We start from the raw sequence: 12,067 nt of genomic DNA, 5'->3' as shown, positions 1-12,067 counted from the left end.
ATCACTCATGGACATCGACACGCGAGCGTTTTCAGTCACCAAGTTCTGGCGTGACGCCGGGAAGGATGCATGGTTCGAGAAACATGACATCTTCGATACGGAGTTCCGCAACCGGTTTCTCGACCTGCACTACGCAGCCGCGCGGCGTGAATGTGACGACTGGTCGGAGCATGCCGAAGGCTCGCTGGCGCTGATGATCCTGCTCGACCAGTTCCCGCGAAACTGCTTTCGTGGCACCGGCCATATGTATGCCACCGATCCGCTGGCAAGGCATTTCGCCGCAAGGGCTATCGCCGCCGGCCAGGATCTGGCGCTGGACGAAGACCTGCGCGCCTTCCTCTATTTGCCGTATGAGCATTCGGAAAATCTCGCCGATCAGCTCAAATCGATGGAGCTGTTTACCGCCAAAGCCCCATCCTATCTGAAATATGCGGTCGAGCACCTGGGGATCATTCAGCGCTTCGGCCGCTTTCCGCATCGAAACAGAATGCTTGGCCGCGAGACGACGGCGGAAGAACAGGTGTTCCTCGACGGAGGCGGATTTTCCGGCTGAGTTCAGTGCGTCGGACCCACAGGTGGTTACCGGTTTGGGTCCGATGCTTCAGGCGCGCCACCAATCCCGGCCAGACGGCAATTGCTCGATGCCGGTGCTGTCGAGAGCGGCAAGCCGCTCCGGCACGCTTCTGCCGCCGACGGTGAGGCCAGGCGCGATCTCGGCCAGCGGCGCCAGAACGAAGGCGCGCTCCAGCATGCGCGGATGCGGCACTTCCAGCCCGGTTTCGTGAATGACCCGATCGCCGAACACCAGAATGTCGATGTCGATCAGGCGTGGCCCCCAGCGTTCCTCGCGCACCCGCTTCAATCTGCGTTCGACGTCGAGACAAAGATCGAGCAATGCATGTGGTGCGAGTGCGGTCGAAATTTCGGCCGCCGCATTGAGAAAATCCGGCTGATCGAGCTTGCCCCAGGGTGGCGTGCGGTAAAGGGAGGAGACGACGACGACACGCGTGTTCTCGTCGGCATCCATCATGCGCAGGGCCGCGCCCATCGACCGTGCCGGGTCGCCGATATTGCCGCCAAGGCTGAGATATACAGTGTTATTATTGTTGTTTTTATTCTGGCCAGACAACGGTCACCTCGACATGATCGAGCACGCCGGGCACCGGCGCGTTCGGCTTGCGCACAGTGATCTCGGCCCTTTTGATCTGGGGAAACCGGGCCGTCAGCGCCCGGGCCACCTCCAGCGCCAGCGCTTCTATCAGAAAACGCCTCTCTCCGGTTATGATCCTTTCGATCACCCCGAAGGCGACACCATAGTGGACGGTGTCATCGATGGAATCATCGACCAGCGCGCGGCCGGGTTCGACGGTGAGCGCAGCGTCGACATAGAAGCGCTGGCCGAGCGTCTCCTCCTCATCCAGCACGCCGTGCCGGGCGAAGAAGGCGCAGTTCTTCATGCGGATGACATACATCGCTCGGCGTCCCGCTCGATTAGAGCGACGTGCGTCCGCCTGGACGCACAAACTATGCTCTAACGCTTTAAATCTACGCATCGCGCCGAAATCGATTCCGATTTCCGAACCTATGCGGTGGTTTCACGCGCCAGCATAGCATCCGCAAGCGCCAGCGCATCCACATTGATTGCGACATCGTGGACGCGAAATAGCTGCGCGCCCTTGAGTCTCAGGATGACACTCGTCGCCGCTGTTCCGGCGCCCCTGGCCGAGGCGTCGCGGCCGGTAACGGCGCCGATGAAGCGCTTTCGCGATGTGCCCGCCATCAGCGGAAAACCCAACGCACCGAGTTCGGAAAACCGTGCCATCAGGTCGAGGTTTTCTTCCGCTGTTTCCTTGGCGAAGCCGAAGCCCGGATCGAGCACGATCTGGTCGTCGGCAACGCCGCTTCGCCGGGCGATTTCCAGTGATTTCCTGAGGAAGAAAAACTGATCGTCGATCACATCAGGCAGTTTCTGCCGGTCACGCCCCGTGTGCATGATGATAAGCCCGGCACCGGTCTCGGCCGCGACCCGCGCGATGCCGGGTTCGCGCTGCAGGCCCCAGACATCGTTGACGATATGAGCGCCGGCGGCGACGGCAAGCCGGGCGGTGTCCTCGCGATAGGTATCGACCGAAATCAGCGCCTTGCCAAATCTGGTGAGCGCCTCGATGATCGGCATCACGCGGGCCTGCTCTTCCTCGATGGTGACCGGAGATGCGCCGGGGCGTGTCGATTCCCCGCCGACGTCAATGACGGCGGCTCCCTCTTCCACCATCCGGCGCGCCTGGGCGACCGCCTGTTCGGGCGTAACGAACAGCCCCCCGTCGGAAAAACTGTCCGGCGTGACGTTGAGAATGCCGACGATCACAGCCTTGCCGCTAAGGTCGAGACGGGCACCATGCGCCAGCTGCCATCGCCCTGTCGTCATTGTCCATCAACCATGTGTGATCCATCAAAGATCAATTCCATTGCGTCGGCAACGGCCGTAACGCAAGGTGGGCGAAGAGGCAACATGATGAAACGCTCCCTGCTCTGTGCCCTGATGCTCGGTTTTTCCGCCTTGCCGGCGAGCACGGCGAGTCTGGTAAAAACATATAGCTACTTCAGCATCGGCGGCAGGACGCTCGACGACATCGGAACCCAGCTTACGAAACTCGGGCCCCAGGTGAAAAGCACCGGGATGCGGCATCCGGGCGCCACACAGATGGCATTCACCACCCGCGTCAGCTACGCGGAAAAATCGAATTCCTGCCGGATTGCCCACGCCAACGTCATCGTCAAGGTCAAGGTGATCCTTCCCGAGTGGCGCCGCTCGCGCAAGGCCGATGCGGGCGTAAGGCTGTTCTGGGATACGTTGTCCGCCGACATCAAGCGACATGAGGACCGCCATGTCGAGATCGCCAAGAACCATGCCCGCGAACTCGAGGATGCGCTGAAGGCGAGCTACCCGCGGAAGAATTGCCAGGAGGCCAAGGCCAAGGCTGCGGAGATAGCCGCCGCAATTCTTGCCAAGCACGACCGGGCCCAGGTGCAATTCGATCGCGTCGAGACCATCAATTTCGAAAGCCGCATCCTCAGGCTGCTGCGTTATCGCATGGAGCGCATCGAAAACGGCCGGCTGCCGGGCTAGCCTGCGCCAGACGGTAACGATTTAGGCACTGGCAGCGCCTTCGCCTCGACACATCGGGGATCGCCTGCTATTGCCACGCCGCTGTTAAACGAAACGCATGCCGGTCGGTAGTCCGGCGATCCCGCATGACGCGACGCTCCTGACTTGTGACAAGCGTTTCGAGAGCCTGCCAGGTGTCACCCTCATTGAAAAGATCTAGCGCTGACAATGGTGGGCCGCGGGGTGATGTCGGCTCCGACAGCTCACGACTCGGGTACCAAGCGTCAGGCCTTCACCACTAGCCGGCGACGCCGAGCTTCTTCTGCAGGCTGGTTGACGAGGTCGTGTACTGGAATATGATGCGCTCGCCGGGGCTGACGATGCGCTTGGCCGCCTGCGCCATCAGGGCGACTTCGTGGAAGCCCGAAAGGATCAGCTTCAGCTTGCCGGGGTACCAGTTGATGTCGCCGACGGCGAAGATGCCTGGCACCGACGTCTGGAATTTCTCGGTGTCGACCGGGATCATGTTTTCATGAAGATTGAGCCCCCACTCGGCGATCGATCCGAGCTTCATGGTCAGGCCAAAGAACGGCAGCATCCGCGTGCACGGCACCTCGATGTCCCCGTCCGGTCCCTTGATCGTCGCGGAGGAAAGCTGGCCTTCGGTGCCGGTCAGGCTGGTCACCTGCCCGACCTGGAAATCCAGTTCCTTCATCTCCTGCATGGCGTACATCTTGTTGACGCTGTCGGGTGCCGCGCGGAACTCCGGCCGTCGGTGGACCAGAGTCACGCTCTTGGCCACCGGCTGCAGGTTCAGCGTCCAGTCGAGTGCCGAATCGCCGCCACCGACGATGACGAGGTCGTGGCCACGAAATTCCTCCATCCGGCGAACCGAGTAGAAGACGCTCTTGCCTTCATAAAGCTCGATGCCGGGAATCGGAGGCCGCTTCGGCTGGAACGAACCGCCGCCGGCGGCGATGACCACAACCTTCGTCTCGAACACCTCGTTTTCGTCGGTGATGACGCGAAAGCTGCCGTCCTCGAGCGTTTCGAGGCTCGAGACCATGCGGTTAAAGGTAAAGTCGGGTTTGAACGGCGCGATCTGCTCAAGCAGCTTGTCGACCAGCCCCTGCGCCGAGATCGACGGCCAGCCGGGAATGTCGTAGATCGGCTTTTCCGGATAGAGTTCGGCGCATTGCCCGCCGGGCCGGTCGAGTATGTCGATCAGATGGCATTTCATGTCGAACAGGCCGAGCTCGAACACGGCGAACAGGCCGACAGGCCCTGCCCCGACAATCAATACGTCCGTTCTGGTGGTATCGGTCATGGATGCGCCTTTGATGCGCATGACCCCGAAAATCAGAATCGATTTCCGTTGGGACCATGCGCCAGATCATGGTGCTACAGTCGTCCTTTGCGTGTCCAAGAGGCGCGCGACGCTGTAGAGAACGGCGCGACACTGCATGACCATTGGCCCGCTGCCAAGCGGGGGCCGGAAAAATCGGCCATATACCCGCGCTTCAGCCTTCACTCTTCAGCCTTGGCGGGCCGGCACGCGCACAACCAGGCCGTCGAGAGCGTCGCGCACCTTGATCTGACAGGAGAGCCGTGAGTTCGGCTGGACGTCGTAGGCGAAGTCCAGCATGTCCTCTTCCATCGCTTCCGGCTCGCCGACCTCCGCCGTCCATGCCTCGTCGACATAGACGTGGCAGGTCGCGCAGGCGCAGGCGCCACCACATTCGGCCTCGATCCCCGGCACGGCGTTGCGGATCGCGTTCTCCATGACGGTCGAGCCGTTTTCGGCATCCACGTCAAAATGTGTGCCGTCATGGGCGATGAAGGTCAGCTTGGTCATTTGTCACCTGAAGGAAGTCCCAGCCGAGATAATCACTCCGGCAGACAAGTCAACTGCCGCGCGAAAGCGGCGTTCTATGCCGTTTTTTCGGAAACGGGTTTAACGGCTGATGGCGGCGACGAAATCGCGGACTTCTTCGATCAGCGAACCAAGCTGCTTGAGGGTATTGGTGTCTTCAGGCTGATGTTCGATCGCACTGGCGCAGTCGGCGACAGCGAAAGCGCCGACACCGCGCGCCGAGCCTTTCAGCCCATGCGCAAGGAGCAATCTTTGTCCCACATCGGCATCGACGATCTTATCGCGAACGGAAAGCGCCTGCTGCACGAACAGCGCCAGCACCTCCTGTTCAAGGCTGCGGTCGCCCATCGTCTGGCGTGCGAGGTGCGCCAGGTCCACCGGCCGCGATCCGGCCGTTCCCGACACGTCGCCTCCAGGCATAGAGAAGGCAATACCGTTTTCGCCACGCATGAATCTGCAACTCCGTTCTTCGACCGCCGGGGAAAATTAGGCGCACCCTGTGGATAACGGGTTAATGATTGGCCCGGAAAAATGTCGCGATAACGGCGCCGGAATCACGGTTCTGTTAACCTTATATTTAAAGTTTTACGTATCGCGCCGAATGCATGTTTTCTTTACCCGGGTGTGTCATTACGATACGACAGGTCCATTTTCAGCCTCTTGCGTGGGACACCGCAAGCAGAATCATAAGTCCCGCGGCAGCTTGTACAGGGTAGCGAAGGCATGGCGAAGAAAACAACGACGGCAAGAACGCTCGACAGCGACGTAGCCAGGGAACTCGAAAAAGCACTTGAAATCGATCTGAGCGGGGACGTCGGCGGCGATCTCGATATCGCGGCGTCGATGGAAGATCTGGAAGCCCAGATATCGCAGGCTGCCGACGAACTGGCACGCGAAGGCCGCAACCAGAATGCCGAGCCTGTCGTCAGTCAAAGCCCGGACGTCGAGCCCGTCGCGAACCAGAGCCAGAAGGCGGAGCCGGTCACCAACCAGGACCAGGCAAAGGCCAAGCCGGCTGAACTGCGCCCTGTGGAAACGCGCAATGGCCAGCAGCCGGCTGGTTTCACGCCAGCCAACGATCCCCGTCAAAAAGATTACAAAACGCTGCTGCACACTCTCAATCGGCGTGCTTCCAACACGATCTACTGGGTCGTGGCGCTCGTTTCGCTCGCCTGGATCGCCGGTGCCGGTGCATTGGCCAATATGCTGTTTGGACCAAGCATCTGGCAGATCCGTACGCCCGACCAGTTTTTCGCCCGTCCCGAACTAATAGGCCTGGCGGCCGCTGCAATTCTGCCCCTCCTTCTGTTCTGGGCGTTTGCAGCCATGATTCGCCGCGCGCAGGAAATGCGCATCGCCGCTCAGTCGATGACGGAAGTGGCCTTCCGCCTCACCGAGCCGGAAAATATAGCCCAGGATCGCGTCATGATGATCGGGCAGGCGGTTCGCCGCGAGGTGGCGGCCATGGGCGAAGGCATCGAGCGCACGCTTGCGCGTGCCGTCGAGCTAGAAACCCTGGTGCACAGCGAAGTCAACCAGATCGAACGCTCCTACTCGGAGAATGAATCCCGCATCCGCTCGCTTGTCGACGGGCTGGGCAGCGAGCGCGAAGCGGTGGTCACCCACGCCGAACGCGTGCGTGCCTCGATCACCGGCGCGCACGAGACGCTGAAGGACGAAATCGGGGCTGCCAGCGACATCATTCGCGACAGCATCCTCAACGCCTCGACCAACTTGTCGATGACCATCACCAACTCAGGCGACACGCTGATCGACAGGATCAACCAAAGCTCGATGTCGATCTTCGATTCGGTGGAAGGCCGTCTCGAATCGATCACGGACCGGCTCTCGACCTCCGGCGAAGCCTTCGCCAGTCTCCTCGATACACGCATTGCCAAGCTGACGGACACGACCGACGGCCTCACCCGGTCGCTGACCGATCTGCTCGACGATCGGACCTCCGGCATGGTTTCGTTGCTTGGCGGCGCCGCGCGCACGCTCAACTCCGAATTCGAAGCCAGCCTTGACGGCATCGAGCGGACGCTGGCAGAGCGCGGCCAGGCGCTGATCAGCGAATTCCAAACCCGCGCCGAAGCGCTGGACACCGGCACACAGAAGCTCAACGCCGCGCTCGAGGCCCGAGCACGCCAGATCAACGAGACCTTGGTCGAGCGCGCACGCGAAATCGCCCATACCTTCCAGGACAGCAAAGAGACGCTGTCGGCGATGATCGATCAGGGCAAGACCCAGATCGGCGCCGACATGGCCGACATCGTTTCGTCGACCTCGTCCATGCTTGAAGCGCGCGCTGGCGATTTCGCCGGGCGTATGGAAGCGGCCCGTCATGTGGTGTCGCGCTCCTTCGACGCCGACATCCAGCGGCTTGCCGATGCCCGCGTCGGCATCGAGGAAGCCGTCGAGAACCACAGCCGCAAGCTTTCCGAAAGCCGCGAACGCATGGCGGCGGCAATGGAAGCCGATCTGGCGAAATTCGCCGAAAGCCGCGCCGGCATCGACGCAGCGGTCACCGACCAGGTGCAGAAGCTTGCCGAAGGCCGTAACCTGATCTCGCGCGCTCTCGAAGAAGATCTGCGCAAGGTCAACGAGTCGCGTGCCACCATCGATGCTTCGCTCGGCAGCCATCTCGAAAGGCTCGAAGAGGGTCGCAACAGGCTTTCACAGGCTTTGAACGAAGACTCCGGGAAACTTGTACAAACCCGCACGATCATTGACGAAATGGTTGCCGGCCATGTTGGAAAGCTGGCCGAAGGCCGCAGCATTCTTTCACGCGCTCTCGAAGCTGATCTCGGCAAGCTGGCCGACAGCCGCGCCAGTATCGACGGGCTGGTCGCCGGTCAGGTCGAGAAGATCGCTGAAGGTCGCGCCATCCTCGCCAAGGCGCTGGAAGCCGACGTTATCGGCATCAAGGGCCTCATCGAGAACCATTCCGCCAAGCTGGCGGAAGATCGCACGCAGCTTTCGCGCTCGCTCGAAAGCGACCTTTCCGGCATCCGAGGCTTGATCGAAGACCATTCGGGCAGGCTCGCCGACGATCGCAGCCTGCTTTCGCAGACGCTCGAGGCTGACCTTTCCAAATTGGCTGAGAGCCGGTCGAGCATCGACGGACTGGTCGCCGGTCAGGTCGAGAAGCTTGCCGAAGGCCGCGACATTCTCAAGCGCGCACTGGAATCCGATCTCAACACGATCAAGGACGTCATATCGAGCCAGTCGGAAAGGCTGGCGGAGGACCGTAGTCAGCTCTCGAGGGCTTTGGAAACCGATCTGCACAGTGTGAATGGCCTTATCTCCGATCACATGAACAGGCTCGCCGAGGACCGCTCGACCCTGTCGAAGGCGCTCGAGGACGACCTCGCCAAACTGGCGGAAAGCCGGTCGAGCATCGATGGTCTGGTTACCGGCCAGGTCGAGAAGTTGGCCGAAGGCCGCGACATTCTCAAGCGCGCACTGGAATCCGATCTCAACACGATCAAGGACGTCATATCAGGCCAGTCCGAGAAGCTGGCGGAAGACCGTGGTCAACTGTCGCGAGCGTTGGAAACCGACCTGCAGAATGTGAACGGCCTTGTCTCCGATCACATGAACAGGCTCGCCACAGACCGCTCGATCCTGTCAAAGGCGCTCGAAGACGATCTCGCGAAGCTAGCGGAAAGCCGGTCGAGCATCGACGGGTTGGTTGCCGGCCAGGTCGAGAAGCTATCCGAGGGCCGCGACATCCTTAGACGTGCGCTGGAAGCAGACCTCAATACGATCAAGGGTGTCGTTGCCGATCAGTCCCAGCAACTGACCGACAATCGTGCACAGTTTACACGGGCCCTGGAGGCCGATCTCGGCAGCGTCAACGGTCTTGTAAACAGCCATGCCGAGAAGCTGATCCAGGACCGCTCGATCCTCTCCAAGGCGCTCGAAGACGATCTCGCCAAGCTGGCGGAAAGCCGGTCGAGCATCGACGGGCTGGTTGCCGGCCAGGTCGAGAAACTGGCCGAAGGCCGCGACATCCTCAGACGCGCGCTGGAAGCAGATTTGCAGAAAATCGCAGTGAGCCGCAGCGACGTAGACGAGATCATCGCCGGGCATGTCGGCAAGCTGGCCGAAGGCCGTGACGCGCTGACCCGTGCGCTGGAGGACGATCTCTCCAAACTCGCCGACACACGCAAGGAAGTCGACCGTTCCTTGTCCGGTCATATCGACCAGATCGCCGCCAGAAGCAGCGACATCTCCGATGCCATTGCCGCGGATGTCGAAAAGATCGAGCAGGCGTTCAGTCGCCAGACCGGCATCATCGAGGAGCGCGCCGGAACCATGGAGCGCGCGCTGTCGACCGGTGTCGACAACGTCCGCAGCGTGCTCGAAAAGAGCGCCGTCTTCGTTGCGGGAGCGCTGCGTGAAAAGGTGATGGAAGTCACCAGCGCGCTGCATGAACAGGCAGGCGCGGCGTTCAGCGACGCCGATCGCAAGATCGCCGAGCGTGCCGAGCAGACTTCGGCCGCCTTGCTCGCCAGGGCGGAGGATATCGCCCGCACCTTCGAGGAGGCGGACAGCCGCCTCGCCGCACGTGCCGAGGACAGATCAAGCGCGCTCATTGCCAGGGCCGAGGATACATCGAGCGCAATCATCGCCCATGTCGACGACACGTCGAACTCGTTGCTGGCGCGCGCCCAGCAAACGGCCGACCAGCTGGCAGCCCGTGCCAGCGAGATCGCCGGCACATTCGATGCGGCGGACCAGAAGCTGGTTGCCCGCGCAGTCGAAACGGCGCAGTCGCTGGCCGCACGCGCCGGCGACATCTTGCGCAATTTCGAAGGCGCCGACGAACGGCTCGGCGTACGCATTGGCGAATCGGCCGAAGCGCTCGCGGCGCGGGCATCCGACCTTGGCCGCATTTTCGATGCCGCCGATCAGCAGCTGATGTCGCGCATTGCCGAAGGTTCGGAAGCGCTGTCGGCCCGCGCGTCCGAGATCGGCCGTATCTTCGACGAGGCGGATCACCGTCTGGTGTCCCGCATCGCCGACAGTTCGTCGACGATCGGAGAGCATACCGAGAGCATCGTGGGGGCATTTGCCAGCACCGAGCAGCGGGTTGCCGAACGGGCGAGGCAGACCGGTCAGGAACTTGCCGTCCATGCCCGCGAAATCGAGCAGGCGCTGGCCGGCGCCGACGAGCGCCTGGCGTCCAGCGCCGCGGCTGCGGCGGCTCGCGTCGAGGAGCAGGTTGCCAACGTCGAGAACCGTCTCGCCTACACCACCGAGACGTTGGGCCAGAAGCTCAACGAGCAGGTTTCGACCGCCGAGGCGCAACTCATTTCGCGCGCCAATTCGATCGCGGAAACCTTCACCGCAGTCGGCCAGCATATCGGCCAGAGCACCAACGATGCGGCGAAGACGATCGGCACCAACACCCGCGAGCTCAACACCATGCTTGCGGCGCGTTCGGCGGAAATCTCGAAGATCCTCGACGAAACGGCACGGCCTTTGGTCGAGCGCTTCGCCCAGGGTGGCTCGGAACTGCAAAAGAGCATGGAAGAAGTCACCGAACGCGCCACCGAGAAACTGCGCAGCGAAAACGCCGCCTTGGTCGACGCGCTCGCCAGCCGCACGGCCGAAACATTGTCGGCCGTCGAAGGAGCGCGCTCGACGCTTGCCGACAGTGTCGCTGATCTCATCGGCCGCATGAGCAACTCCAGCGCGCAGCTCGGTCAGCTGATCGAGCAAGCGGCGGCCAATCTGGGCCAGGTCGATGAGCGCCTGAGCGGCAGCACGCAGAGCTTCGCGGCAACGACCGAAAAAGCCGCACAGACCTTCGCCAGTTCGGCGCGCCTGGTCGATTCGAATACGACACGGCTTACCGAATTGTCGTCTGCCACCTTGCGCGAGGTCGCCTCGATCGCCACCAAGTTCGACGAGCACAGCCGTCTGCTGTCCAGTGCTTCGGACCTGTTGAGTTCGGCCCAGAGCAACCTCGAACACACGCTGGAAAGGCAGTCGTCGCTTGAAGACCTCGCCGTCGGCCTGGTCAAGAAATCGGAAGATCTCGAAAAGGTCATGCGCTCGTTCGAGACTCTGGTCGGCCAGACGCTGCAGAATGCCGAAGGCAAGACGCTGGAATCTGCGGACAAGATCCGTACCGCCATCTCCGACGTCGTCGATTCGGCAACGAAGCGCTTCGCCGACGCGACCGAGGAGATGCGACGCACCGCCGGCTCGATCAAGAGCGAGCTCGACCTCACCCGCGCCGAGCTCAAGAAGGGCGTCATCGAGATGCCCGAGGAGGCAAAGGAATCGACCACAGCCATCCGCCGCGCCGTTTCCGAGCAGATCAACGCGTTGAAGGAACTGTCTGAAATCGTTGCGAAATCGGGTCGCAGCACCGACTCCTCGGAGCCGCGCAATCTGCGTCCGGCACCGCAAGCGCCTGCCGCGCGCGCCGCTGAACCGCAGCGCCGTCCTTCGGCCCCGCAACCGGAACCTCGTGCCCCGCAGACGCCATCGGGTGACACCGCACTGCGTGGCACGCTGGACCTGGAACGCCCGGCTGAGACGGCGCCGCGCCAGCGCGACCCTGGCCGTGCGCCGCAGGGCGGCTGGGTGCGCGATCTCTTGACCGGGGCATCGCGCGAAGAGGTCGCCATGCCCGCGGCGCCCTCGGAAGCGCCACGCTCGGCACCTGCCCAGCGCTCGCCGCTTCATGTCGTGGAGTCGCTCAACTCGCTCTCCGTCGACATCGCCCGCGCCATCGATCACGATGCCTCGATCGAGCTGTGGAACCGCTACCGGCGCGGCGAGCGTGACGTGTTCACGCGGCGTCTCTACACGCTGAAAGGCCAGCAGACTTTCGACGAGATCCGCCGCAAATACCAGATGGAGGCGGAATTCCGTGCCGCCGTCGACCGTTATTGCGATGATTTCGAAAAGCTGCTCAAGGATGTGTCACGCAACGACCGCGACAACATGATGGCGCAGACTTACCTGACATCGGACACTGGCAAGGTCTACACGATGCTTGCCCACGCCAGCGGCCGCCTGCATTGATCGGGCGCCAAACAAGAGGCGGGCCTCGGCCCGTCTCTTGT

General features: G+C 62.1%; 9 protein-coding genes. 3 read left to right on the top strand and 6 right to left on the bottom strand.

Features of this window, described 5'->3' with window-relative positions; translation table 11 throughout:
- Positions 1–7 precede the first annotated feature (7 nt).
- On the top strand, positions 8–553 hold the full coding sequence (locus tag AC0L26_RS06585; RefSeq protein ID WP_473631816.1) for a DUF924 family protein: 546 nt from the start codon (positions 8–10) through the stop codon (positions 551–553).
- Between the two features lie 48 nt (positions 554–601).
- On the opposite strand, the gene folK is transcribed toward AC0L26_RS06585, so the two are convergent.
- From folK to folP, 3 genes are all read right to left on the bottom strand, one after another.
- Positions 602–1,129, bottom strand: coding sequence for a 2-amino-4-hydroxy-6-hydroxymethyldihydropteridine diphosphokinase (gene folK / locus AC0L26_RS06580; RefSeq protein WP_473631815.1), 528 nt, complete (start codon positions 1,127–1,129; stop codon positions 602–604).
- On the bottom strand, positions 1,113–1,472 hold the full coding sequence (gene folB / locus AC0L26_RS06575) for a dihydroneopterin aldolase (protein ID WP_473631814.1): 360 nt from the start codon (positions 1,470–1,472) through the stop codon (positions 1,113–1,115). Before folB ends, folK begins: the two co-directional genes overlap by 17 nt.
- 110 nt (positions 1,473–1,582) lie before the next feature.
- Positions 1,583–2,425, bottom strand: coding sequence for a dihydropteroate synthase (folP, locus tag AC0L26_RS06570; RefSeq protein ID WP_473631813.1), 843 nt, complete (start codon positions 2,423–2,425; stop codon positions 1,583–1,585).
- Between the two features lie 84 nt (positions 2,426–2,509).
- Between folP and AC0L26_RS06565 the strand changes: the two genes are divergently transcribed.
- On the top strand, positions 2,510–3,127 hold the full coding sequence (locus AC0L26_RS06565; protein ID WP_473631812.1) for a DUF922 domain-containing Zn-dependent protease: 618 nt from the start codon (positions 2,510–2,512) through the stop codon (positions 3,125–3,127).
- Between the two features lie 277 nt (positions 3,128–3,404).
- Here AC0L26_RS06565 and AC0L26_RS06560 read toward each other — a convergent pair whose 3' ends face one another.
- From AC0L26_RS06560 to AC0L26_RS06550, 3 genes are all read right to left on the bottom strand, one after another.
- Positions 3,405–4,433 (bottom strand): NAD(P)/FAD-dependent oxidoreductase, encoded by a 1,029-nt coding sequence (locus AC0L26_RS06560; protein WP_473631810.1) that lies wholly within the window; start codon positions 4,431–4,433, stop codon positions 3,405–3,407.
- A 207-nt stretch (positions 4,434–4,640) separates the two neighbouring features.
- Positions 4,641–4,961, bottom strand: a complete 321-nt coding sequence (locus AC0L26_RS06555; RefSeq protein ID WP_006334837.1) for a 2Fe-2S iron-sulfur cluster-binding protein — start codon at positions 4,959–4,961, stop codon at positions 4,641–4,643.
- 99 nt (positions 4,962–5,060) lie between these two features.
- Positions 5,061–5,429 (bottom strand): Hpt domain-containing protein, encoded by a 369-nt coding sequence (locus AC0L26_RS06550; protein ID WP_473631809.1) that lies wholly within the window; start codon positions 5,427–5,429, stop codon positions 5,061–5,063.
- 273 nt (positions 5,430–5,702) lie between these two features.
- On the opposite strand from AC0L26_RS06550, the gene AC0L26_RS06545 reads away from it, so the two are divergent.
- Complete coding sequence (locus AC0L26_RS06545; RefSeq protein WP_473631808.1) at positions 5,703–12,026, top strand: kinesin; 6,324 nt, start codon at positions 5,703–5,705, stop codon at positions 12,024–12,026.
- Positions 12,027–12,067: the final 41 nt, after the last annotated feature.

The organism is Mesorhizobium sp. WSM4823, assembly GCF_055811195.1.
Note: the sequence above shows the minus strand (reverse complement) of the source record. Positions and strands in the feature narration are given on the sequence as shown.

What these genes read in the sequence shown, in the direction of transcription:
- AC0L26_RS06585 (WP_473631816.1), top strand. Translation starts at nt 8, where the DNA reads ATGGACATCGACACGCGAGCGTTTTCAGTCACCAAGTTCTGGCGTGAC.
- folB (WP_473631814.1), bottom strand. Translation starts at nt 1,472, where the DNA reads ATGTATGTCATCCGCATGAAGAACTGCGCCTTCTTCGCCCGGCACGGC.
- folP (WP_473631813.1), bottom strand. Translation starts at nt 2,425, where the DNA reads ATGACGACAGGGCGATGGCAGCTGGCGCATGGTGCCCGTCTCGACCTT.
- AC0L26_RS06565 (WP_473631812.1), top strand. Translation starts at nt 2,510, where the DNA reads ATGATGAAACGCTCCCTGCTCTGTGCCCTGATGCTCGGTTTTTCCGCC.
- AC0L26_RS06560 (WP_473631810.1), bottom strand. Translation starts at nt 4,433, where the DNA reads ATGACCGATACCACCAGAACGGACGTATTGATTGTCGGGGCAGGGCCT.
- AC0L26_RS06555 (WP_006334837.1), bottom strand. Translation starts at nt 4,961, where the DNA reads ATGACCAAGCTGACCTTCATCGCCCATGACGGCACACATTTTGACGTG.
- AC0L26_RS06550 (WP_473631809.1), bottom strand. Translation starts at nt 5,429, where the DNA reads ATGCGTGGCGAAAACGGTATTGCCTTCTCTATGCCTGGAGGCGACGTG.
- AC0L26_RS06545 (WP_473631808.1), top strand. Translation starts at nt 5,703, where the DNA reads ATGGCGAAGAAAACAACGACGGCAAGAACGCTCGACAGCGACGTAGCC.